Genomic DNA, 23874 nt, shown 5'->3' with positions numbered 1-23874 from the left:
TACCTAATCAAACAGCTTAAGATTGAGTTATAAAAAAACCCTCAGCCGATTTAAGCTAAGGGTTTCGAGATTTTTTAGTTTTTTACGGCTTAAGCCGTTATTAAGCTCAGTATCTTAGAACGGTAAATCGTCATCATCAGGAGCAGAGTTGATATCAACCGGCGGAGCATACTCCGGAGTTGCGCTGGCAGCACCGCCAGTCAGCACATTAATACGCCATAACTGCATTGAGTTAAAATAGCTTTTTTTACCGGTTTTGTCAGTCCACGGACGGCCACGCAGGTTAAAAAATACTTCAACATCATCACCTACACGTACATTATCCAGCAAATTGCAACGATCCTGAATGGCTTCAAACTTCAAATATTCAGGGTATTGCGGGTTCTCTATATATTCAACAATCAGCTCTCTCTTCTTTAACGATTCCGTAACCTGTTGGGTTGGCGATACTTCGTGTACTTTACCTTTAATATCCATAATCTTACTTATAAAACGTAAAGTTAATATATAAGATTATAAATCGGGCATATTTTAATTCATAAATTTGCCCTCAACATGCAAGTTTTTCAAAACGAAAGTAAAATAATTATTACCTGCAATAAGCGCCTGTCGCCTTACCTGCAGCAAGAGGTAGAGGCTTTAGGATTTACCATCACACGCAGCTTTCAAACCGGCGTTGAACTGGTAGGCACAGTAACTGATTGCATACCGCTTAATCTTAATTTGCGTTGCGCCAGCCAGATACTGTATTCGCTTAAAAGCTTTACTGCTGCCAACCCGCAGCAGTTATATGATGAGCTGGTAAAAATGGAATGGGAAACCCTAATTGATTTTACCGGTTACTTCTCCATAACCTCCAATGTTAACAACGAGCATATACGTACCCCGCTGTTTGCCAACGTAAAAGTAAAAGATGCCGTGGTAGACCGTATAAAATCAGTAAAAGGCATTCGGCCAAATTCGGGACCCGAACTAAACAAAGCAGTACTGCATTTATATTGGCAAGACGACCGGGCCGAAATATTTGTAGATACTTCGGGCGAAACGCTGGCTAAACATAGCTACCGTAAAATACCCGGTAAAGCCCCAATGCTTGAAGCGTTGGCCACCTCTACCATCATGGCTACGGGCTGGGATCGTAACAGTACATTTATTAATCCTATGTGCGGTTCAGGCACACTAGCTATTGAGGCTGCCCTGTTGGCTACCGATAAAAGCCCGGGCTTATTCAGGATGAATTACGCGTTTATGCACCTGATGGGTTATGATGAGCAGGAGTTTTTTACCGAGCGCAGAAAGCTTAAAGACAAGGCTAAGAAAGAAACAGGTTTTAAAATTATAGCCACCGACTTATCAGACGACGCCGTAGATATTGCCCGTAAAAATGCAAAAACTGCTGGCGTAGAACATTTAATTGAATTTGCTGTTTGTGATTTTGCAGAAACCGAAGTACCAGAGCAACCTGGAATAGTAATGTTTAACCCCGAGTATGGCGAACGCTTAGGCACCCATACCAAGCTGGAAGCTACCTACCGGCGTGTTGGCGATTATTTAAAACAGCAATGCAAAGGTTACCGCGGTTATGTATTTACTGGTAACCCTGACCTGGCTAAAAAAATCGGCCTGCAGGCCAGCCGCCGTATCGAATTTTATAACGGTAAGCTCGACTGCCGCTTATTGGAATATCTTGTTTATGAAGGCAGCAAACGCGAACCCAAATCAGAATAAATGAAACACTTAGTCATCTTTTTTTCGCTTATACTATCTGCTTTTTACAGCCATGCACAAAAAACGCTGGCCTTCCCTTTTCAGGGTGGTCGCGAGGTAATGATGACGTATTTTAAGGATAACGTAATTATCCCCGAAAGCTTAAAGAAGAGTAAAGCAACTGGTACGGCTGTTTTAAAATTTACCGCCGACCAAAAAGGAGCCATTCAAAAAATTGTAGTTTATTATGCTGATGATTACAGCATCACTGTTCCGTTTATTGAGGCTTTAAAAAAATCGGACCGTAAGTGGGTAATTCCTGATGAAGAAAAGGTGCATGACTTTGTAATATCTTTTACAGTTAACTTAGTACCGCAAAGCAAAGTAAGTGCTGCTGTACAAAAGCAGGTTTACGATGCATACCAACAACGCCGTCCCATTTTTGCTACTAACCAGGTACCGTTGGATATGGCTACGTTGCTGCCGGCCATAATCACCACTTATTAATGTAATATTTTTTTTACAAGCACTATTTTTTTTTAAAACCGTCGGTTGTTTTAATACGTAAATTCATCTATCAATAAAAAATATGATGGGGAAGGAAGTGATTATCAACAAAATTAAGACAGTTGCGGTTAATATTAGAAAGATCAGAGAATTTCGTAATTACACCCAAGAGTATTTAGCCATTAAACTTGATATTTCGCAAAATGCGTATAGCAAGATAGAATTAGGCTATACAAAAATTACCCTCGAACGCCTTTATCAGATAGCACAAATATTGGATGTTGATCTGATTGAATTGATTAAGGCTGACGGTAACAATGTGGAGAAGTTTATTAATATGCCTTCTGCAGTAAGTGCCTAAACTTAATCTCCTCTCATGCTGCTATATTTGCTACCCACAGTAAATATAGCAGCATGGATTCTGAAATCATTATACAAAACACAGTTTCATACGTACAACAAACCTTACAAAACGCCGAAGGCGGTCATGACTGGTGGCACATACTACGGGTTTGGAACAATGCCAAACTGATAGCCAGGTCTGAGCCTGTTAATTTATTGGTGGTAGAACTGGCAGCCCTGCTGCATGATATTGCAGATAGTAAATTTAATAATGGCAACGAAGATATCGGTCCGCAAACCGCTGTAACGTTTTTGCAAAGCCAATCGGTAAATATTGATATCATTCATCATGTCGAAAACATCATCAGGCATATGTCTTTTAAGGCCAGCTTTGATGCGCCCGGCTTTCACTCACCCGAGCTGGCTGTTGTGCAAGACGCCGACCGGTTAGATGCTATTGGGGCCATCGGTATTGCCCGCGCATTTACTTACGGAGGCTTTAAAGGCCGCGAGCTTTATAATCCTCGTATTGAGCCAAACTTAAACATGAGTAAGTCCGAATACAAAGCATCTGCCGCTCCTACCATCAATCATTTTTATGAGAAATTATTATTGTTGAAAAACAAGATGAATACTCCAACGGCCAAAACACTGGCCGAAGCCCGTCATCAGTACATGCAAGATTATCTTGACCAGTTTTATGCGGAATGGAACAGTCTGAAATAAACGGCTGTATATGAAAATAGGGTGGTATTTTTCATGAAATACTACCCTGTTTAGACCAAACATTAAAATGAGGTTAGAATAAGATTAGGATTTTATAATGCTTATTTACGTTAGTTTGAGCCTGCTATTTTTGCGGTATGTTACTTAATATCAGAAAGCTATTATTGCTTTCCCCTCTTTTAATTTGCTATCATTCTCTTTTTGCTCAGGATACTATTAAACCGCAAAGGTTCAATTTTCACTTTCAGCAAACTATTATTACCCAAACCAAGCCATCGTTTTATGCACCTTATTCGGGCGATAACAGTTTATCGCCTAAAAGTGAAACGGCAACATCGTTAACCACCACCATGTTTGCCGGCGCACGTTTATGGAAAGGCGCACAAGTGTATTTCAATCCTGAGATGTCGGGTGGAGCCGGCTTAAGTAAAACTTTAGGCGTAGCTGGCTTTCCTAATGGTGAAACATTCAGGGTAGGCAGTGCTGAACCTAAAATATACATTGCCCGGTTATACCTTGCCCAGGCTTTTACTTGGGGTAACGAGCGCGATACGGTTGCTGATGGCTTAAACAATTTGGCAGGCTTTAAAAGCAAGCGCTACTTTGCAGTTACCATCGGTAAGTTTGGCATGGCAGACTATTTTGATGCAAATACTTTCAGTCATGATCCGCGTAGTCAGTTCATGAACTGGTCATTGATGAGTAATGCGGCCTGGGATTATCCCGCCAATACCCGTGGTTATGTAATGGGAATTTTTACCGAGTTAGGTATGCCCACCTGGGCATTGCGCTTTGCTGCTACCATGACTACAACAACGGCCAACGGCTCTGTTTGGGATGAGCGGATACGCCATGGTAATACACAAACCCTGGAGTATGAAAAGCGATACGCCATCAACGACATGCCAGGTAAAATACGTTTGTTGGGCTATCGTAACAATGGCAAATTTGGCAAATACCGCGAGGTATTGGCTATAAGTACACCACCGGTTATTGATACTGCTTTGGCTTATGGCCGCCATAAATATGGCTTTGGCATTAATGGAGAACAATTTATAACACACGATTTAGGTGTGTTTGCCAAAGCAAGCTGGAATGATGGCCATACAGAAACCTGGGCCTTTACCGAAATTGACCGCTCTATAAGCTTTGGTAGTGTGTTAAAGGGTAACTCATGGAAACGCCCGGATGATGAAATAGGGTTAGCTTTTGTAGGCAACGGCATATCTAAAGACCACCGCGCTTACCTGGCCGCAGGCGGCTATGGCTTTATCATAGGCGACGGCAAGTTAAATTACCGCCCCGAGCTTATTGCCGAATTATATTACAAAATTAACGCGTATCAGCATAAACTTTGGCTCACGCCCGATTATCAATTTATTGCCAACCCGGCCTATAACCGTGATCGCGGCCCGGTAAACGTGTTTTCACTACGAGCACATATTGAGTTTTAAATCATTTATTAATGCGGTTATCAAATGTATTGATAACCGCATTAAACTTTTTCAATTTAAGCTTTTTTGGCTTCTGGAAAGTTTAAGAAAAACGTTGTTCCTTCACCGCCAACTGTTTCGTACCACACTTTACCACCAGCATTTTCGATTGAGTTTTTCACAAAGGCTAAGCCTAAACCGGTGCCTGAACTTTTAGTAGTAAAATTAGGCTCAAAAATACGCTCGCGCAGACTTTCCGGAATTCCGTTGCCGTTATCCTTAATTTGCAGTAACATACTACTACCATTATAAGTATAGGTAATATCAATAATACCAAAGCGGCCCTCGGGCATGGCTTCTATTGCGTTTTTAAGTAAGTTGTTGAAGCACCGCAGCAGCTGGTCGCGGTCGGCCATAATTAAAAATTCTTGCTCGGGAGCTTCGTAAATAATCCTCACGTTCTCCATGTGCTTAAAAATAACTACGGCCTGACCTAAAATTTCAAATAGCCCTAAACGCTGCATTTTAGTATCGGGCATTTTGGCAAACGCAGAAAACTCAGACGCTATAGACGATAAACTTTCAATCTGCTCCACAAACGATTTGCTGAAGCGCTCAAACTTGGCGTCGAACCTCGGGTCTTTATCTTTCCAAGATTTTTCGAGCAGTTGCAAACCGAGTTTTAATGGTGTTAACGGATTTTTAATTTCGTGGGCTACCTGCTTAGCCATTTCGCGCCAGGCGCTTTCGCGTTCAGACTGGGCCAGGCGTTGTGCACTTTCCTCCAGTGCAGAAATCATCTTGTTATACTCTTTAACCAATGCGCCAATTTCGTCATCACGCTCCCACTTTATAGGCTCATTCTTTTTACCGTACATTGTTTTACTTAAGTTGTGTTGTATAAAGCTCAAAGGCGCTGTTATTTTGCGGGCAATTAAAACCGCAAACACCCCTATAGCTAAAAATATCAGGGCATAAATATTAATCATGGCGTTGAGGAAAGCCCCTATCCTCTCTTTATAATCAGCTTCGTTAGCAAAATAGGGCAACTGCAAGTAGCCTATTGTTGCATTCGTTCGGGTATTACGTATAGGCACGTAGGCTGTTTTATAATTCAGCGTACCTATGCGTTCGCTGTTGATCAATACCGACTTCTGCAATTTACTCAATAACACAAATGCCTTTGCGTGCATACGCTTACCTAAAATGCCATAATCGTAAATTTTAGGCTGGGTATACAGTACAGGTACGCCAGCTGCATTAAACAAAATTAAGTCTGTAGAAAAATCGTCGGCAAGGCTATTAAAGGCGGTTTGTGTCTTCTCGTCAATATGGTCTAAATCCTGCGATAAAACGTTATCAAACTTAGCTGCAATACTCACCACCTTGTTACTGATGATCTCGTCTTGCTGCTCCTGGTACTGCGCCCTGATAGACAAGAAGGTAATTACTCCCACCATAGTAAGGGTAGCTATTACGGCCAGTATCATAGAAAGCTGAATGCGGGTCTTATACAGCAGATGGTCAAAATGCAAACCAAAATTCCAGTGCACATTATGCGGTGTAAACTCTATAATGCTAATGTGCTTACGCAGCCAGTTTACTAATAATATAAAACCGCTAAATATGAGCAAAGACACAAAAAAGAAGGTAAGCGATGCCAGAAATGTAATCCAGCTATTATCCGGTTTAGATACAATAATTACTTTGCGTGCGCTTGGCTGATAGATGAGGTGACTGTACCTGATTAATTTATGGAAGCCCGGACTATCATCATAATTTTCGGCCGTGGTTTTAAATACGTTTTGCTTTAGCTTTCCTTTCAGTTGAGTATTTACTACGTTATAATCATAGCTTCCACTTTGGCTAACCAATTTGCCATCATCATAAAACGCGTAGGAGTATGCTTTAAAACGATTATCCGAAGCAAGGGGGTGGTCAACTAATAACTCCGGAAAAGAAACTGTGGATTGGACAGGCTTTGATTTTAACTCGACGATGATAGTGCCTAAATTACGTTCTTCTTGGTAAACGGGCAGAATAGCAAAATAGCTGTGAATGCCAAAATTGTTATTTTCACGGTAAAAATAATCAGACACTTTGTAGGCCGAGCTAAACATGACCATGTCTTTAAAATCGGCCAATACATATTTGGTATCAGGCGGAATTGCTTTGCCCGCACTGTCAAACTCATGGATTTTACAATCATAGTTAGACAGGTATCCGTCAAAATAGAATCGTTCAAATCTGTTTTTCAAGTATCCAATGTTGTGATCACGGGATTTCAGATACTGCTGCAAAACAGGGTCATTGATGATTTGCTTTTCGACGGCTTTAAAAACGTGGGTTACTCTCGGGTCGTCTCCGTTATCAAGATCTTTGATTAATTGCTTACGGACAACCTGCTCTTTAATCGATTCATAATGGTTAAGCTCGGTTGCAGCAATACAAGAACATAGCAATAGTATAGCAACATAAGATATAACATCCAGTTCGCCATCGTCATAACGTGCGGCATAAATTCTGATGAATATTAGTATGCCCCATGAAATGTATAACCAGGTAAATGCATAAAAGGCACTGGCTATAGTAGCAATTATGATACCTCCGGCAAATATGGCCAGTTTAAAGCGGTCATCAATATGTACATGTATGTTAATAACAAGTAGTGTTTCAACCAGCAGATAAAAAATCAAAAAGCTAAAGCATACCATGAGCAACCCAATCAAACTGTAAAGCGACAGGTTAAGCACATTATTCACATCAAAATTAATGTGAGAATGTAATACCAGCAAGCTGGCCATATATGCAAGGAGTGTTGAAACTGCAACGAGTAAAAATACACCGCCTATGTAAGCCGCGTACGCTGCTCCTCCATGTAATGTTTGTTTTGTTATACGGTAACGGTGATAGTATATAAAAGCCATCAGCCAGCATAGCCCCAAAATATTCAGGCAAAAATCACCCAACGTAGGGAGCAGGAAGCCGTATGAAAAAAGGTCAGGACTAAAAAGATGCATCCGGCTGCTAAAATCGGGCACCCTAAAATATAACCCAGCTAACCGGATAGCTATTATAAAGACGGTAAGTAGTAAAAAGGCAGCGCCCACCCTTTTTTGATAAATCAGATGATTACAAAAACTGGTCACTAATGCGCATAAAGCTAAAATACCGATAACCCACAGTGCAAACTCAAGCTTTGCAAAATTGTAGTTTACAGCAGTAGTGTTAGCCTTAACCGAAAACAAATAATGCTTGTTGATATCATGAATATGATACACATCTTTATCGCCTATATCTGCTATATCAATGTTATGGGCATCAAGCAGTTGCGGCTCAAATACATTGCTCAGATACTGATTTTGAATGCGGAAATTATTTTTGATGAAGATAAATGCCAGCGCTGTAAAATTACCTTCAGTTTTACGTATTACTTCAAAATAGCCATTCTCTTCTTTACTAAAACAGCTGCCCTCTTTAAACTTTTTAAAATTGGGCGGCATTATCTTGATACCCGTCCAAAACTTTACCTTATCGTTTCGGTATGTTACCAGCCAAATCCGGTCTTTTACAGTTAGCTGCTCCATTAAGCTCAACGCTACCTGATGATGATCGGGCAGGGTTTTAAGCTCATCGAAACTGCTACCGGTAAATAATTTCTCTACCTGCTTTTCTTTTTGATGAAGATTAGTTTCGAGTGTTTGAGCGCTTTTAATAAAGCTGTGATGCGGCGTATAGGTATTACGTACAATAATTGCGGTAAGTAAAAAACTTACACACAGCAAAGCGAGGAGGATACGTATTTTAGTAAAAACGGTCAACTTTAATAGCAGATGATGTAATCAAATATACCATAAAAAACAAAAGCCACTTTAGTTTGTGGCTTTTGAAAATTTTCAGGCGGTAACGCTTAAACTGGCAGTTGCAACATTGCGGTCAACCTTTTTAACCAATCCCTGCAAAACATTACCGGGACCTACCTCAGTAAATGATGTAGCACCATCCTGTAGCATATGAGTTACGGTTTGTGTCCAGCGTACGGCGCCGGTAAGCTGCGCTATTAAATTATGTTTAATGGCAGCAGTATCTTTATATGGTTTGGCATCTATATTTTGATAGATAGGACAAACCGGCTCTTGGATGTCTGTATTTACAATGGCATGCTCCAGCTCAACACGGGCAGCTTCCATCAATGGTGAGTGGAAGGCACCACCCACGTTTAATACTAAAGCGCGTTTTGCGCCGGCTGCCTTTAACTTTTCGCACGCCTGCTCAACACCAGCAATGGTACCCGAAATTACCAACTGGCCGGGGCAATTGTAATTAGCCGGAACTACTACATCGCTCACCTGCTGGCAAATGTCTTCAACCGTAAAATCATCTAAACCTAAAACGGCAGCCATGGTTGACGGCTGAATTTCGCAAGCCTTTTGCATGGCATTAGCACGGGCAGCTACCAATTTTAAACCACTCTCAAATGATAATGCACCGGCAGCTACCAAGGCCGAAAATTCGCCTAACGAGTGTCCGGCAACCATTTCGGGTTTAAAATCGTCACCAGCTGTTTTAGCTAAAATAACCGAATGCAAAAATATAGCAGGTTGCGTTACTTTAGTTTGTTTCAAATCTTCGTCGGTACCGCTGAACATAATATCGGTGATACGAAATCCTAATATCTCATTAGCCTGTTCAAAAAGCTGACGCGCCTCATCAAACTGATCGTACAGGTCTTTACCCATACCTACAAACTGGGCACCCTGCCCCGGAAAAATATATGCTTTCAAAATAGAAATTAGTTTATTGTGTTGATTAGTTAAGTAGTTACATAAAAGCTAGAATATCAAAAGTCTTGACTCCTGATTCTTTACGCTATAATCGAGGGCTTAACTTAATCTGCTGGTTATTAAATTTAAAAATTCGGTACGGGTTTTTTCTTTAAAAAACTCTCCGCTAAAAGCCGAAGTGGTAGTTACCGAGTTTTGTTTTTGTACGCCGCGCATACTCATGCACAAATGCCGGCACTCTATCACTACTCCAACGCCTAAAGGCTGTAAAGTATCCTGTATACAATCCCGGATTTCGTTGGTTAAGCGCTCCTGCACCTGCAAGCGACGGGCAAACACATCAACAATACGCGGTATCTTGCTCAGCCCAACCACATGCCCGTTAGGAATGTAGGCTACGTGCGCCTTACCAAAAAACGGCAGCATATGGTGCTCGCACATTGAGTATACCTCAATATCCTTCACTACTACCATCTGGCTGTATTCTTCTTTAAACATGGCCGATGTCAAAATTTCTTTGGCATCCAGGTCATAACCATGAGTAAGGTATAACATGGCTTTGGCCATACGCTCCGGGGTTTTTAACAAACCCTCCCGGTCAGGCTGCTCCCCTATTTGCGTTAATACGTTGTGGTAGCTGGCCGACAGGTTGGCAATCAGTTCAGGGTTATACCGGTCGATTTTCTGGTAACCGTCAATACCTGCTTCGCGGTTGGGCAGGTTGTCGTCGTCGTCAATCATCATATTTTAATTGCCAAAGTATTCGGCTGAGTTATTTTCGGTTTCAAACAGTTTTACCGAGTGTAAAAACACCCCTTCATGGGCCTCAATAGGGCCTTTTAACTGGTTAAATATTTCGATGCAGAGTATCTCGGTCGAGGCCATTTTACCCTGCATAAAATCAACATCTTTGTTTAAGTTTTTATGGTCGAGCTTCTCAATCACGTAATCATTGATGATTACCTTCAGGTCTTTTAAATCAATCAGGTAACCGGTTGCATGCGTAATTTCGCCTTTTACGGTAACAAACAAATTATAATTGTGGCCGTGCCAGTTAGGGTTAGCACATTTGCCAAAAACCTCCTGATTTTTTTCTGCGCTCCACTCCTCGCGGTACATCCGGTGTGCAGCATTAAAATGCTCTCTGCGCGTAATATGTATCATCATAACAATTGTTGGGTGCAAATATACAAAACAAAAACAGGCAAGTTGTTTTATCTTAGCCGGCATGAAGATATTGGTAGTTGCCGCCACCCTGCCCGAAATTGAACCGCTTATCAGCGCCTGCGGTTTACCGGTTGTTCAACCCTCGGGAACATCTAAAAGCAATATCAATGCCCCTCTCCAATCATCGCCCTGTACTGTACTCATTACCGGCGTGGGTATGGTAGCTACAGCATTTGCGCTGGGCAATCATTTAGCAACCCATCGTTACGATTTAGCTACTAACCTGGGCATAGCCGGCAGTTTTGACCGCAGTATTGCCTTGGGCGATGTAACTGAAATAACGCAGGACACCTTTACAGAATTAGGAGCCGAGGATGACAACCGTTTTATCACCTTAGATGATTTAGGATTTGGTAAAACCACTTATGCTACCCCTGCCCGGTTATCTGATTATAGCCCCACTCTTGCGTTGACGCAAGCTATCGGCGCTACGGTGAATACCGTACATGGCGAAGAGAACTCAATTGCAGTGCTACAAAGCCGTATTGCACCCCAGATAGAAAGCATGGAGGGCGCAGCATTTTTCTATGCCTGCCAGCAAGCCGGTGTACCGGCCCTGCAAATCAGAGCAGTGTCAAATTACGTTGAAAAGCGCAACCGCGAGGCATGGAAGATAGGTTTAGCCGTTAAAAATCTGAATAACTTTGCCATAAACCTGTTGCAGGAATTAGGCTGCGTGCTGTAAACCAATACTTACGCAGGCAACCGGCAGCATAACACTATTAATATGAAATTAACTCTTGGCTTTTCGCCCTGCCCTAATGATACCTTTATTTTTGATGCCCTCATCCATCATAAGATAGATACCGAGGGGTTGGAGTTTGAAGTATTTTACGACGATGTAGAAACTTTAAACCACAAAGCCATGCGTGGCGAACTGGATATTACTAAGCTGAGCTACCATGCATTTGCCTATGTAGCCAACCAGTACGTGCTATTGGATGCCGGCAGCGCCTTGGGCTTTGGCGTTGGCCCCTTACTGATTTGCAATGGCGACGAGCAAAAGGTTGAAGCCGACCTGAAATCTGAAAACCGTACGGTACGGATTGGCATTCCGGGTAAATATACCACGGCTAACTTTTTATTGAGCCTGGCTTTTCCGAACGCTATCGAAAAGCAGGAAATTGTTTTTTCGGACATTGAGCAGGCTTTGCTTGACGACCGCATTGAGGTAGGCCTCATCATACATGAAAACCGCTTTACTTACCAGGACAAAGGGCTGAAAAAGATAATGGATTTGGGCGATTACTGGGAAAAACAAACCGGCTGTGCCATACCCTTAGGGGGTATTGTAGCTAACCGCAAGTTACCAGCTGATGTGCAGCACAAAATAAACCGCGTATTGCGCCGGTCGGTTGAGTTTGCTTTTGCCAACCCTAAATCAGGATTAGAGTTTATACGTTCGCACGCACAGGAAATGAGTGAAGAAGTAATGTATAAACACATTGATTTATACGTAAACCAGTACTCGCTTGATTTAGGTACTGAAGGTAAAAAAGCCATCCAGTTGATGTTTGACAAAGCCACGGAGAAAGAAATCATTCCGGCTATCAAAGAGAATCTATTTTTAACCGGAACGGCTGTTCATTAAATACCAGCTGTTTGCTCAAAACAAAAAGACCGTTGGATATTCAATCCGAGCGGTCTTTTTATTTTAAGCGGTATTTGATATCAGAATCAATTTTCTGCCTCAGGTAAGTGTGGATACAATAACTGGTCGTATGGATAACGTTCGGTATGTATAGCAATTACTTTATCGTACAATAACTTCCTGAACTCATCTACATTCTCTTTTTTAAGCGCCGAAATAAATATGGCCGGACTGTTGTTGCTGGCCATCCAGCTATGCTCAAAATCTTTGATAGTTAACGGCTGTGCCGGGTCATCAGGATGAGTTTGTGTAGGTTGGTAAGCATCAATCTTATTAAATACCGTAATTACCGGTTTATCAATAGCACCTATATCTTTCAACGTCTCGTTCACGGTGTTAATCTGGTCTTCAAAATTAGGATGCGATACGTCAACCACATGCACTAAAATATCAGCCTCGCGAACCTCGTCTAAAGTAGATTTAAAACACTCCACCAAATGGTGAGGCAGCTTACGGATAAATCCGACCGTATCCGATAACAGGAATGGCAGATTCTCAATCACCACCTTGCGCACCGTAGTATCCAGCGTGGCAAACAGCTTATTCTCGGCAAACACCTCCGATTTGGAAATCATGTTCATGATGGTAGATTTGCCAACGTTGGTATAACCCACCAAAGCTACACGCACCAATTGATGACGATTTTTGCGTTGGGTTTCGTTTTGCTTATCTATTTGCTTAAGCCGTTCTTTTAACAGCGATATCTTGTTCAGGATTAAACGGCGGTCAGTCTCAATCTGCGACTCACCCGGACCACGCATACCAATACCACCTTTCTGGCGCTCTAAGTGGGTCCATAAACGGGTAAGGCGGGGCAAAAGGTATTGCAACTGGGCCAGTTCTACCTGCGTTTTGGCTTGTGCTGTTTGGGCACGGCCCGCAAATATGTCTAAGATGAGGTTACTTCGGTCCAGTATCTTTACCTGAAGTTCGTTTTCAATATTACGCAGCTGAGAAGGTGATAACTCATCATCAAACACCACCATATCAATCTCTTCGGCAATTACATACGCTTTTATTTCTTCCAGCTTACCCGAGCCAACAAAGGTGGCGCGGTCGGGCCGTTGCATACGCTGGGTAAATGTTTTAACGGTTTTACCGCCGGCGGTATCCACCAAAAACTCCAGCTCTTCTAAATATTCCCGTTCCTGTGCTTCGGTTTCATTAGGTGTAATGATACCAACCAATACAGCGGTTTCCTGCTTGATAGCAGTATCATAAAATTTTTGTTTCATTAACGTTTATATAACAATCAAGATGCCAGTTTAATAAAACAGGCTAAGTTGCAGTTTACAAGTATTAGGGATGCCAAAATAGCAGAAAATCAGCCGGATTAAATCATTTACAGTGCACAAGATTTGGTGCCGCTTATTATTTGCCCCCGTACAAGCGTACTAAATCCTTTTTTAAATTACTGAACACGTAGTCGTGCTCTTGCTCTATGCCTAACTTTTCTAAAGGCTCCCAGTATATCCGTGGTGTTAATACTGATGTGTAGGTGGTAATGCGGGTAAGTTTGCAGCGGTTACCGGCAACCTTATCAAAGCGATAAATCGCCTCTTTAAAACCCAGCCATTTACGGCCGGTAAGGTTGTAATTTATCACGTCCATCTGCAGTAACTTACCTCTTTCTAAAGCTGTTATTTTTTCGGTAATTGTTCCGCCGCCAAAATCATCATTACTTAGCCTTCCTCCTTTAAAGTAGCAAGTGCGTATACCACCCACTGCTTCTTTTTCAAGTATACATTTGGTTGGTACAGGCAAATCAAAATTCATTAAAAAAGGCTTTTCAGCGTCGAGTGTATCTACCGATTTAATAGCATCGTAAACCTGGTCAGGTGTGTAATTGAACACCTGCTGCGTCTGTACCGCAATAATTGATTGAGGGTTCTCTACGATAATATGCTCGGCAGGCGCCGCTATCAAAAAAGGCATTAATGGCATTAGCAGCACATGAAACTTGCTGGTTGATTTGAGGTTGCCATACCGTTTTACCAAATGGGTAATTACGTAACCTAAAAAAATAAGCGGAACAATAACTGGCAACGTCATTACGATGCACAGCAGGCCCGACATACCAGGAATATATAAACCTGCTAACGTAATAACGGTAGCAGCAACTGCTCCCCATAAGGTATATTGCTTATTAGGCATTGCGCCGATGGAGATACCGAGCACTATGGGCAGCAAAATAAAAAGTATCCAACTATAATTAATCAGCCCTAACAATAAAAAGACAATGCCCGTACCAAAAAACACGAATGTTAGAATGATAGACAGCCGGAAACTTCTGTCTTTAAAAATTGAATGCATGCCGCAATTTAAGGTATTTTAGCTGTACAGATTTTTACTCTCGATAAACTTGAGCACGGCATCGGGCACAAAATACTGTACATTTTTTTTCTGGGCGATGGCCTGCCGTATAAAAGTGGCCGATAGCTCCATCAGCGGTGTCATGGTGATGGTCACGGATGGGTGTGAGGCCAGTTCGGCATTTTCATAGCCTGGGCGCGGATACACCAGTACTTTATGATCGCGTAAAATTAGTTTGTAATTCTTCCATTTAGGCAGGCTCACCAGGTTGTCTGAGCCCATAATCAGCACAAATTCGTGCTGAGGGTATTGCTCTTTTAAATGGGTAAGCGTATCAATAGTGTATGAAGGCTGCGGCAGTTTTATCTCTACATCGCTTACTTCTAACAAGTCAGCGTTATCGGTAGCCAGCCGGGCCATCTCCAGCCTGTCGTAAGTGTTAATCAGGCCCCCATATTTTTTAAAGGGGTTTTGGGGCGTTACCACCAGCCATACCTTATCTAAATCGGTATAGTTAGCCATATAATTGGCTATAATTAAATGCCCGATGTGTATGGGATTAAATGAACCGAAAAGCAAGCCTATTTTCATGAGCGTATGCAACTAACAGTTATTCAATAAATTTTATTTGCCCTGATGCAAGTGCAGTTAACTATTTAAAAAGTCGCCAACCATTTTTTCGGCCTCGGCACAGGCTGTTGCCAAGTCATAGTTCTTTAAGATAACATCAAACCGGGGCGCATAGTTTAGCTCCTTTTCTGCCTTTTCAAAACGCTCCTTTAGCTTTTCTTCGCTATCTGTTCCGCGGCCTGTTAAACGCTCTTTAAGCACTTCTAATGATGGTGGCTGTACAAATATAGCCAGAGCCTGCTCCTGGTACTTACGCTTAAGATGAAGGCCGCCTTCTACGTCGATATCAAAAATTACTGTTTTGCCTTTTTTCCAGATACGTTCAATTTCCTGGCGCAGGGTGCCGTAAAAAGTACCGGTATAAACTTCCTCAAACTCCACAAACTGCTTTTTGGCAATGCGGTGCAAAAACTCAGCCTGACTGATAAAGTAATAATCTTTGCCGTTTTCCTCGTCGCCGCGCGCCTCGCGGGTGGTGGCTGATATAGAAAACTCCAATTCAGGAAATCTAGAAAGCAAATGATGTACGATGGTGGTTTTACCGGCGCCGGAGGGAGCGGAGAAAATTAGCAGTTTACCCATGTTATTATATTGGAGAGTAGTTGATTGAGTGAGTGATGCAACCGTTACCTGATTAACAGGACGGTCATTGTCCCTTACCAATCAACTATTTACTTACAGTACGTTTAATAGTTGTTCCTTTATTTTTTCCAGTTCCTCTTTCATCCCTACTACCAGTTTTTGCATGGCAGCATCATTGGCTTTAGAACCAAGGGTATTAATCTCGCGGCCAATCTCCTGTGATATAAAACCTAACTTTTTACCGTTGGCATCAGCACTCTTAAGTGTTTCTAAAAAATACTCGCAATGGGTTTTCAGTCTTACTTTTTCTTCGGTAACATCCAGTTTATCAATATAGTAGATCAGTTCCTGCTCAAAACGATTGTGGTCAACATTGTCGCCGCCTACGGCATCCGCCAAAAACTGGTTTAAACGTTCGCGTATTAAGGGTATGCGTTTGGGCTCCTCAACCTCTACCAGTTGCAGGTTGTGCATAATGGTATTGATGCGTTGCGTTACTTCATTCTGCAAAACGCTGCCTTCATCGGCACGAAACTGCTGAAAATTAGCCAGCGCCTGCTGAAAGGTACGCTCAACTGATTTCCATTCTTCTTCGGTAATGGTATCTTCGGTATATTTAACTACCTCAGGCAGGCCCAATGCCAGTTGCATCAGGTTACCGGTAGGTTCATTTAATTCAACACTTACGGCTTTAAGTTGCTCGTAATAATGTTTCAACAACTTAGTATCGATACCGGCAGCTTTAACAGCAGACCCGGTTTGCTCAACATTGATACTTAAGTTTACCTTTCCGCGTTCAATTTGCTTGTTGCACTCGGTGCGCAACTGAAATTCTTTTTCGGAAAAAGCTTTGGGAATTCGCAGCGAGAGTTCGAGAAACTTGCTGTTTAGAGATTTGATCTCAACGGTGTACTTGGTGCTGCCTGCATCATGCGTAGCAATGCCGTACCCTGTCATTGATTTTATCATGTGCAAAGATAGCGTTTTTTAACAAATGATTGAGGCTTGAATCACAGCGCATTAACTCTTAACCTTTTTTAACAGATTATACGCACCCTTATTGACTAAATTTGCACCTTGATGAAGTCGCTGATACAGCACATAAAAACATTTTTAATAATAGTTGCAACACTGTTACCAACCAGTGCGTTTTCGCAAATGCTGCAGCAGATTAACGGTATAATTTTCAATCAGAAAACATCAGGCAGGCTGGCTGTAGTAACCATAAGCAATTTAAAACATCCAGCTGTGGCTACCAGTAGTAACCTCGGTATGTTTAGCATTAAAGCCGCACCGGGCGATACCCTATTATTTGTCAAACCCGGCTTTACTGAACTAAAACAGGTAGTAACGGCCTCGACCGACATGATAGCCTACTTACTACCGGCACTACAGTTAGATGAAGTAGTAGTAAGGGCAAAAACTAAACAACAGGAACAAAAAGAAATTTTAGATGCTTACCGAAGCAAAGGCATTTACTATAATGGTAAGCCACCGGCTTTGTCTATTCTATCATCGCCCGTAACAGGTTTGTACGAGTTGTTTGGGAAAGGGCCGCGACAGGCACGCCATTTTGCGGCACAAATGCAACGCGAAAATCAGCAAACAGAAGTTAACAAGCGTTATACTTTTGAACTGGTAAAACGGGTAACCCAACTGCCCGATGACGAAGTGCAACAATTCAGGCTCACTTATAATCCGCCTTATCCCGAAATTTTAAAGTGGAATGATTATGAGATGATCCAGTTTATTAACCGTTGCTTAGATGGTTATAACCGGGCTAAAACTTTACCCCGATTGACACCTTTGATAAAAAAGACAGGCGTTAACACCGCACAAAAAGACAGTATTTAATTTTATATACCTAAGGCCTCGCAGGCCTTTTCGGCGGCAAGCTTTTCGGCATTCTTTTTACTGAATTCTTTACCCAAGCCCATAATATCACCGTCGATATTTACCTGCACCGTAAACAGCTTATTGCTTTCGCCATCCTGGTTTTGGGTAAGTTCAAATATCACATCTTTACCATGGCGCTGGCACCACTCAATCAATTTGCTTTTGAAGTTGGTTTCGGTTTGCTCGAGCGTATGGATGTCGATGTGCGACTTGATAATGCGATTAATCAGGAAACTCTTGGTAAAATCGTAGCCTTTGTCGAGGTATACGGCACCTATTAGCGCCTCAAAGGCATCACCGTACAGCGAGCTTTGCCGGGTAGAATTAACCATGCGGTTATCATATTGTATTAACTGATCGAAGCCTAATTTGCGGGCTAGCGCATTGAGGTTGTTGCGACTTACAATTTTTGACCTCAGTTCGGTCAAAAAGCCTTCATCCTGGTAAGGGTACATTTTAAACAGAACTTCGGCAACCACACTGCCTAAAACAGCATCGCCCAAAAACTCTAACCGCTCGTTACTATTTTTTACACCCTTTTTTACAGGCTGTGCTACCGATTTATGCCTGAATGCCAATCGATATAAAGACAAATTGCCCGGCACGAAGCCGAGCAAATTCTTTAATGTTTTTACGTATTTACGATGCGGGGATAAATAAAGCTTGTATAACCGGCTAACTGGCATTCAAAAGCTGTATTACTCTTCGTATTTTTTAAATATCACCGATGCATTATGGCCACCAAAGCCAAAGCCATTACTTTGTGCTGCCCTAACCGTACGCTTTTGCGCCTGGTTAAACGTAAAATTAATACGCGGGTCAAAAGCAGGATCGTCGGTAAAGTGGTTAATGGTAGGCGGTACAATATCGTTTTTTACAGCCATTATAGCTGCAATAGCTTCAACTGCACCCGCTGCACCTAATAAGTGCCCCGTCATTGATTTAGTTGAGCTGATATTAACACGAAATACGTCATCGCCGTAAGCTTGCTGTATAGCCTTTACTTCCTGCGGATCACCGATTGGTGTAGATGTACCGTGCACATTTACATAATCAATATCTGCAGGGGTCATGCCGGCATCCTCAAGGGCAGCCTTCATTACCAGGGCTGCACCCAAGCCTTCAGGGTGCGGAGCCGTCATGTGATAAGCATCGGCACTCATGCCGCCACCCATCATTTCGGCATATATTTTTGCACCACGGGCTTTAGCATGCTCTAACTCTTCCAGTATAATGGTACCTGCACCCTCACCTGCCACAAAGCCATCGCGATCTAAATCAAAAGGCCGTGATGCCGTTGCCGGATCCTCGTTGCGGGTAGACAAAGCGTGCATGGCATTAAACCCACCTATACCGGCTTCGTTAATAATTGCTTCAGAACCGCCACTGATGAACATATTAGCTTTACCCAAACGGATATAGTTAAAGGCATCAATCAGTGAGTTATTGGATGATGCACAAGCCGAAACTGTAGTAAAGTTAGGGCCACGCAGTCCATACTTGATCGAGATATGCCCGGGAGCAATATCTGCAATCATTTTGGGTATAAAGAAAGGATTAAAGCGCGGCGTGCCATCACCTTTGGCAAAGTTAACTACTTCGTCTAAAAAGGTTTTCAGGCCGCCAATACCAGAGCCCCAAATAACACCGATACGATTAACGTCCAGCTTTTCAAAGTCCAGTTCGGCATCTTTAACCGCTTCTTCTGTCGAATACAAAGCGTATTGCACAAACGGATCAAGCTTACGGGCGTCTTTACGGCCCAAAAAAGCATCGGCGTCAAAGTTCTTAACTTCGCAAGCAAATTTTGTTTTGAAATGCGTAGTATCAAAACTTTTGATAAAGGCAGCCCCACTTACTCCGTTAATTAACCCGGTCCAGTATTCCTGAACCGAATTACCTATCGGAGTAAGTGCACCAAGCCCGGTAACTACTACTCGTTTAAACTCCATCTAATATTATTGTGGGAGCTTAGATTATTTAACGTTTTTTTCCAGGTAAGCGATAGCTTGACCAACAGTGCCAATAGTTTCAGCCTGATCGTCAGGAATAGCTACGTTAAATTCTTTCTCAAACTCCATGATCAATTCCACGGTGTCCAATGAGTCAGCTCCCAAATCATTGGTAAAGCTTGCTTCAGGTGTAACTTCACTTTCGTCAACACCTAATTTTTCCACGATAATTGCTTTTACTCTTGAAGCGATATCAGACATAATAATCTATGTTAAAATGATTAAATAAAAATTCTGTGCAAAGAAAAATAAATTTAGTTAAATATCAAATCTAAAATCTTATGCTTTCATACAACAAAATTTTATACCAACAGTTTCAGTTAGTAGTTTTGTACCACAAATATATTTGTAGCTGATTTTGAGTAAGAAGGTTTTAAAGTTTGAGATAGATCTTGACTTCGTTTTGATCGCAATCAATACTCCTTTAAAGGATTACCGCGTTTGCCATTTCATTAATAAATATTTAAATTTCAGCTTTAAAAAAATACCCGATCTGGCCGTTGATATTTACCAGGGTACCACCGAACCTGCTTTTTTTTCAATTTACCACCACCAGTGGGAGTCTACCGAAACCGACTTTTATTTTATAGCCAATAAGGGATCTGATGGGCTGCTTATACCCGAAATGCGGGAGGTAGATTACTTTTTTATGATCAAAAATTTCATAGACGATACCGACCTAAACAGCATTATCAGTACGCTTAACCGTATACCCGAAATTATTGCCGCCGTAAAGATTGAACCAAAAAAAATAAAATCACGGGAAAATCTCTTATTTTAGCGCCAAATTTTATAAGTGTAAAGAATACACTCTGAATACGTTAATTAATATAGACCATATAAATCCAAGATATGAAATTGTCTTTTAACCGTACTAAAATTGTAGCTACCATGGGCCCTGCATCTGCTAAAAAGGATGTATTACTGGCTATGGTAAAGGCAGGTGTAAATGTTTGCCGCCTCAACTTTTCGCATGGCAGAGCCGAAGATCATCAAAAAACAATTGATCTGATCCGCGAAATTAATGAGCAATACAAAACTAACATTGCCATGCTGGCCGACTTACAAGGCCCTAAAATCCGTATCGGCCTGGTAAAAGATGGTGGCATACACCTGGTAAACGGCAAACACATCAACATGACCACCCGCGAGTGTATTGGTGATGAGAACCAGATCTACATTACTTACGAAACTTTTCCGCAGGATGTACAGACCAACGAAATCATTTTATTGGATGACGGTAAGCTGCAGCTTAAAGTAATTGAGACTAACCGTAAAGACAACGTTTTGTGCGAGGTTATTCATGGTGGTATCTTAACCTCACGTAAAGGTGTTAACCTGCCTAACACTAAAGTGTCTATCCCGAGCTTAACCGAAGAGGATTTGGTTAACCTGCAGTTTGCACTGCAAAATGATGTAGAATGGATTGGTTTATCGTTTGTTCGTACCGGCGAAGACATTGTTGAATTAAAACGTATTATCAGCCGCAGTGGAAAGGCATCACGTGTGATTGCAAAAATTGAGAAGCCTGAAGCTATTGATAACATTGATGCTATTATTGCCGCTACCGATGGCGTAATGGTGGCCCGTGGTGACCTGGGTGTAGAGATGCCTTTGGAGGAGGTGCCTTTATTGCAAAAAATGATTGCCCGCAAATGCCGTGCAGCATCAAAACCGGTAATTGTAGCTACCCAGATGCTCGAAACCATGATTACTACGCCACGCCCAACCCGTGCCGAAGTAAACGACGTAGCCAACTCGGTACTGGACGGCGCTGACGCAGTAATGCTAAGCGGCGAAACCTCGGTAGGTGAGTTTCCGGTTATCGTTATTGAAACAATGGCTAAAATTGTGCGTAACGTTGAAGAGCGTGGTTATCCTTTTAATTCGGCTAAATATTCGGAGGTTGATGCCAACAGCGCTAATTTCTTGAGTAATGCCGTTTGTGAATCGGCGGTACACTTGTCACAGCAAACCAATGCGGTGGGTATCGTATCTATGACTTTCTCTGGCTATACTGCCTTCGAAATATCAAGCCATCGCCCTAAAGCTAATACTTACATTTTCACTTCTAACAAGCAACTACTTAATGCACTGAGCCTGGTTTGGGGTGTAAGAGCTTATTACTATGATGAGTTAGAAAGCACCGATAAAACCATCAGCGATGTAAACAACATCCTGAAAAGCGAAAACCTGGTTGAAGTAGGTGATGTGTTAATTAATACTGCAGCAGTACCTATTTCTGCTCAAGGCAAAACTAACATGCTTAAAGTTACTGTAGTAGAATAATAAAACCGGTAACTCCATAATACTATTTAAGCCGTAAGCCTAAAAAGCTTACGGCTTATTTTTTGTGCTGATAGCAACTACGCCATTTTTGCCTTTATCGCCATATAAACGGGTTGCATTCTCATCTTTATAAACGTCAATCCGATTAATTTGGTCAGCTTTTACATTGTTAAGCAGCAAGCCTTCAGGAGCTTCTTTGCCGTCAATAACAATCATGGGCTGGGGCGCATTGGTATCCGTTTTTTTACGGCTTAATACCAGCATTTTAAGGGGTTGTTTACTGCTGGTGCTATCTGTAACACTGGTACCATTCAGGTTAATATGCCTTATAAAACTTACACTTTTTATTTTGGCACTTTTCATTTCTTCTTTCTTTGGCTCTGGCTCACCGTCTTCAGATAACGTAAACACAACAGGCACGGTATACTGCACCCTTACCTTGCGGCTGTTTTGCTCACCGGGTATCCATTTGGGCGATGCATTAATTACCCTTACGGCTTCCTCACCTAAACCCAGCCCCGGGTCCCTGATGGTATGCACATCGGTTAATGAACCATCTGCCTCCACAATAAAGGTTACTATAACCCGGCCTTGCCTCCCCTGGTCCTGAGCCTCCTTCGGATAGCGTAAGGTTTTGTTCAAATATTTCCCAAAACTTTCCATCCCTCCCTGAAAAGATGGCAGCTTTTCAACCGATGTAAAAACCTCATTATGAACAGCAACATTGGTGTTGGTAACTGGGGTTAAATCTGCATTATTTATCTCAACATTTTGCGAATGGATTTTGGCTGCTGCATTGCGCTTGAGCGCCAAAACTCCGGCTTTTTTGGCCAAATTTTTACGGCTTGTGTTTGTGCTTAGTCCTGTGGTAGTTTCAAAAGGTACCGGTGCAGCTACATCAAACATGGTTTCGGCTTGGTTATGTAAAGTTTCAACCACATCGCTGTTGTTGATGGTAGCCGACGATAAGGCAAGCATCAGGGCAAATAAGGGGGCTGAAAAGCCATACTTTAACAAAGCGCTGTAGTGCGATTTGCTTTTTTGCAGCATTACAATACGCTGCTTTAAAATACTGCTATTAAAAAAAGGATTAAGCAAGTGATGTACCGGCGCATTAAAAGTTTGGCTTACCAATAGCATAGCATATTCAGCCTTACTGGTACCTGCCTGTACGGCGTTTTGGTCGGCAATAAACTCATGAATATTTTTGACAGAACGCCGGTACAGGTAAACCACCGGGTTAAACCAGTTGATAATCATCAGCATTTCCATCAGCATCACATCGGCCGAGTGCCATTGCCGGGCATGCACTTCTTCGTGCGCCATAATTACGTCCCGGCTTTCCAGTTGCTCGTCAACCTCAATATTTTTAAAAAACGACCAGGCAGCAGCTACTTTTTTATTTTTTAGTAACTGCCGGAGCACCACAAACTGCCAGAGTAATTTAACCGACAGCACAACAATACCGGTGGCATAAATGCCGCCCACTATTTCGCCAATTGTTATGCGGTCAGGTTGTATAGCCTGTATACCATATACTAAATTAGGGCTGGCACTGTACAAAGTTTGATGCACCTTTTGGGTGATCAACCACTGTTTCACCCAGTCCGACTGTATGGCCGGGATGAGAAAAGAAATAATTGCCGACCCTAACAAATATACTCGGTTGAGCTGAAAAAACGTTTCGCGCTGCAACAGCAGAGCATAAAACCCGAAAAATAAAATCAGGTATAAATTAGACAGCAATAAATAATGCCACCAGGTCATACAGGTAT

24 protein-coding genes are annotated in these 23874 nt (G+C 42.1%); 10 read left to right on the top strand and 14 right to left on the bottom strand.

Annotation, left to right across the window (positions count from 1 at the left end; translation table 11 throughout):
• Positions 1 to 114 precede the first annotated feature (114 nt).
• Entirely contained in the window at positions 115 to 477 is a 363-nt protein-coding gene (locus AAGR14_RS01080) for a DUF3127 domain-containing protein (protein ID WP_342646743.1), read from the bottom strand.
• 78 nt (positions 478 to 555) lie between these two features.
• Here AAGR14_RS01080 and AAGR14_RS01075 point away from each other — a divergent pair, with 78 nt between their 5' ends.
• The 5 genes from AAGR14_RS01075 (at position 556) to AAGR14_RS01055 (ending at position 4736) form a co-directional block, all read left to right on the top strand.
• On the top strand, positions 556 to 1728 hold the full coding sequence (locus AAGR14_RS01075) for a class I SAM-dependent RNA methyltransferase (protein ID WP_342646742.1): 1173 nt from the start codon (positions 556 to 558) through the stop codon (positions 1726 to 1728).
• Entirely contained in the window at positions 1729 to 2214 is a 486-nt protein-coding gene (locus AAGR14_RS01070; protein WP_342646741.1) for a hypothetical protein, read from the top strand.
• 82 nt (positions 2215 to 2296) lie between these two features.
• Entirely contained in the window at positions 2297 to 2575 is a 279-nt protein-coding gene (locus AAGR14_RS01065; protein WP_342646740.1) for a helix-turn-helix transcriptional regulator, read from the top strand.
• A 53-nt stretch (positions 2576 to 2628) separates the two neighbouring features.
• Positions 2629 to 3282, top strand: coding sequence for an HD domain-containing protein (locus AAGR14_RS01060; protein WP_342646739.1), 654 nt, complete (start codon positions 2629 to 2631; stop codon positions 3280 to 3282).
• Between the two features lie 137 nt (positions 3283 to 3419).
• Positions 3420 to 4736, top strand: a complete 1317-nt coding sequence (locus tag AAGR14_RS01055) for a carbohydrate porin (protein WP_342646738.1) — start codon at positions 3420 to 3422, stop codon at positions 4734 to 4736.
• Positions 4737 to 4792: 56 nt separating this feature from the next.
• On the opposite strand, the gene AAGR14_RS01050 is transcribed toward AAGR14_RS01055, so the two are convergent.
• From AAGR14_RS01050 to AAGR14_RS01035, 4 genes are all read right to left on the bottom strand, one after another.
• The gene (locus tag AAGR14_RS01050; protein WP_342646737.1) at positions 4793 to 8536 is read right to left on the bottom strand and encodes an ATP-binding protein; all 3744 of its coding nucleotides are present in this window, start codon (positions 8534 to 8536) and stop codon (positions 4793 to 4795) included.
• Between the two features lie 75 nt (positions 8537 to 8611).
• Positions 8612 to 9499: an ACP S-malonyltransferase gene (fabD, locus tag AAGR14_RS01045; RefSeq protein WP_342646736.1), complete on the bottom strand. Its 888-nt coding sequence runs from the start codon at positions 9497 to 9499 to the stop codon at positions 8612 to 8614.
• A 99-nt stretch (positions 9500 to 9598) separates the two neighbouring features.
• Entirely contained in the window at positions 9599 to 10240 is a 642-nt protein-coding gene (gene folE / locus AAGR14_RS01040; protein ID WP_342648719.1) for a GTP cyclohydrolase I FolE, read from the bottom strand.
• Positions 10241 to 10246: 6 nt separating this feature from the next.
• Complete coding sequence (locus tag AAGR14_RS01035) at positions 10247 to 10663, bottom strand: 6-carboxytetrahydropterin synthase (RefSeq protein WP_342648718.1); 417 nt, start codon at positions 10661 to 10663, stop codon at positions 10247 to 10249.
• Positions 10664 to 10727: 64 nt separating this feature from the next.
• Between AAGR14_RS01035 and mqnB the strand changes: the two genes are divergently transcribed.
• On the top strand, positions 10728 to 11411 hold the full coding sequence (gene mqnB, locus AAGR14_RS01030; protein ID WP_342646735.1) for a futalosine hydrolase: 684 nt from the start codon (positions 10728 to 10730) through the stop codon (positions 11409 to 11411).
• 42 nt (positions 11412 to 11453) lie between these two features.
• Complete coding sequence (locus tag AAGR14_RS01025; protein ID WP_342646734.1) at positions 11454 to 12317, top strand: 1,4-dihydroxy-6-naphthoate synthase; 864 nt, start codon at positions 11454 to 11456, stop codon at positions 12315 to 12317.
• Positions 12318 to 12403: 86 nt separating this feature from the next.
• Here AAGR14_RS01025 and hflX read toward each other — a convergent pair whose 3' ends face one another.
• The 5 genes from hflX to AAGR14_RS01000 all read right to left on the bottom strand — a co-directional run bounded on the left by hflX (position 12404) and on the right by AAGR14_RS01000 (position 16871).
• Entirely contained in the window at positions 12404 to 13612 is a 1209-nt protein-coding gene (gene hflX, locus AAGR14_RS01020; RefSeq protein ID WP_342646733.1) for a GTPase HflX, read from the bottom strand.
• A 136-nt stretch (positions 13613 to 13748) separates the two neighbouring features.
• Entirely contained in the window at positions 13749 to 14690 is a 942-nt protein-coding gene (locus AAGR14_RS01015; protein WP_342646732.1) for a hypothetical protein, read from the bottom strand.
• A gap of 18 nt (positions 14691 to 14708) precedes the next feature.
• Positions 14709 to 15281 (bottom strand): nicotinate (nicotinamide) nucleotide adenylyltransferase, encoded by a 573-nt coding sequence (gene nadD / locus AAGR14_RS01010; RefSeq protein ID WP_342646731.1) that lies wholly within the window; start codon positions 15279 to 15281, stop codon positions 14709 to 14711.
• Positions 15282 to 15338: 57 nt separating this feature from the next.
• Positions 15339 to 15902 carry a guanylate kinase gene (gene gmk, locus AAGR14_RS01005; protein WP_342646730.1) on the bottom strand — a complete coding sequence of 188 codons (564 nt, stop codon included), beginning with the start codon at positions 15900 to 15902 and terminating at the stop codon, positions 15339 to 15341.
• A 93-nt stretch (positions 15903 to 15995) separates the two neighbouring features.
• A complete protein-coding gene (locus AAGR14_RS01000) occupies positions 15996 to 16871 on the bottom strand; it encodes a YicC/YloC family endoribonuclease (protein ID WP_342646729.1) in 876 nt (291 codons plus the stop codon).
• Between the two features lie 111 nt (positions 16872 to 16982).
• Between AAGR14_RS01000 and AAGR14_RS00995 the strand changes: the two genes are divergently transcribed.
• Positions 16983 to 17756 (top strand): hypothetical protein, encoded by a 774-nt coding sequence (locus tag AAGR14_RS00995; RefSeq protein ID WP_342646728.1) that lies wholly within the window; start codon positions 16983 to 16985, stop codon positions 17754 to 17756.
• 2 nt (positions 17757 to 17758) lie between these two features.
• On the opposite strand, the gene rnc is transcribed toward AAGR14_RS00995, so the two are convergent.
• The 3 genes from rnc to AAGR14_RS00980 are packed head-to-tail and all read right to left on the bottom strand — an operon-like array spanning position 17759 to position 20011.
• Entirely contained in the window at positions 17759 to 18484 is a 726-nt protein-coding gene (rnc, locus tag AAGR14_RS00990; protein ID WP_342646727.1) for a ribonuclease III, read from the bottom strand.
• A 12-nt stretch (positions 18485 to 18496) separates the two neighbouring features.
• Complete coding sequence (gene fabF, locus AAGR14_RS00985; protein WP_342646726.1) at positions 18497 to 19750, bottom strand: beta-ketoacyl-ACP synthase II; 1254 nt, start codon at positions 19748 to 19750, stop codon at positions 18497 to 18499.
• Positions 19751 to 19774: 24 nt separating this feature from the next.
• A complete protein-coding gene (locus AAGR14_RS00980; protein WP_008508386.1) occupies positions 19775 to 20011 on the bottom strand; it encodes an acyl carrier protein in 237 nt (78 codons plus the stop codon).
• A gap of 157 nt (positions 20012 to 20168) precedes the next feature.
• Here AAGR14_RS00980 and AAGR14_RS00975 point away from each other — a divergent pair, with 157 nt between their 5' ends.
• Positions 20169 to 20591, top strand: a complete 423-nt coding sequence (locus AAGR14_RS00975; RefSeq protein WP_342646725.1) for an IPExxxVDY family protein — start codon at positions 20169 to 20171, stop codon at positions 20589 to 20591.
• Between the two features lie 71 nt (positions 20592 to 20662).
• A complete protein-coding gene (gene pyk, locus AAGR14_RS00970; protein WP_342646724.1) occupies positions 20663 to 22099 on the top strand; it encodes a pyruvate kinase in 1437 nt (478 codons plus the stop codon).
• Positions 22100 to 22147: 48 nt separating this feature from the next.
• Here the strand turns inward: pyk and AAGR14_RS00965 are convergent, their stop codons facing one another.
• Entirely contained in the window at positions 22148 to 23866 is a 1719-nt protein-coding gene (locus AAGR14_RS00965) for a TonB family protein (RefSeq protein WP_342646723.1), read from the bottom strand.
• Positions 23867 to 23874: the final 8 nt, after the last annotated feature.

This window comes from Mucilaginibacter sp. CSA2-8R (genome assembly GCF_038806765.1).
Taxonomy (GTDB): domain Bacteria; phylum Bacteroidota; class Bacteroidia; order Sphingobacteriales; family Sphingobacteriaceae; genus Mucilaginibacter.
Note: the sequence above shows the minus strand (reverse complement) of the source record. Positions and strands in the feature narration are given on the sequence as shown.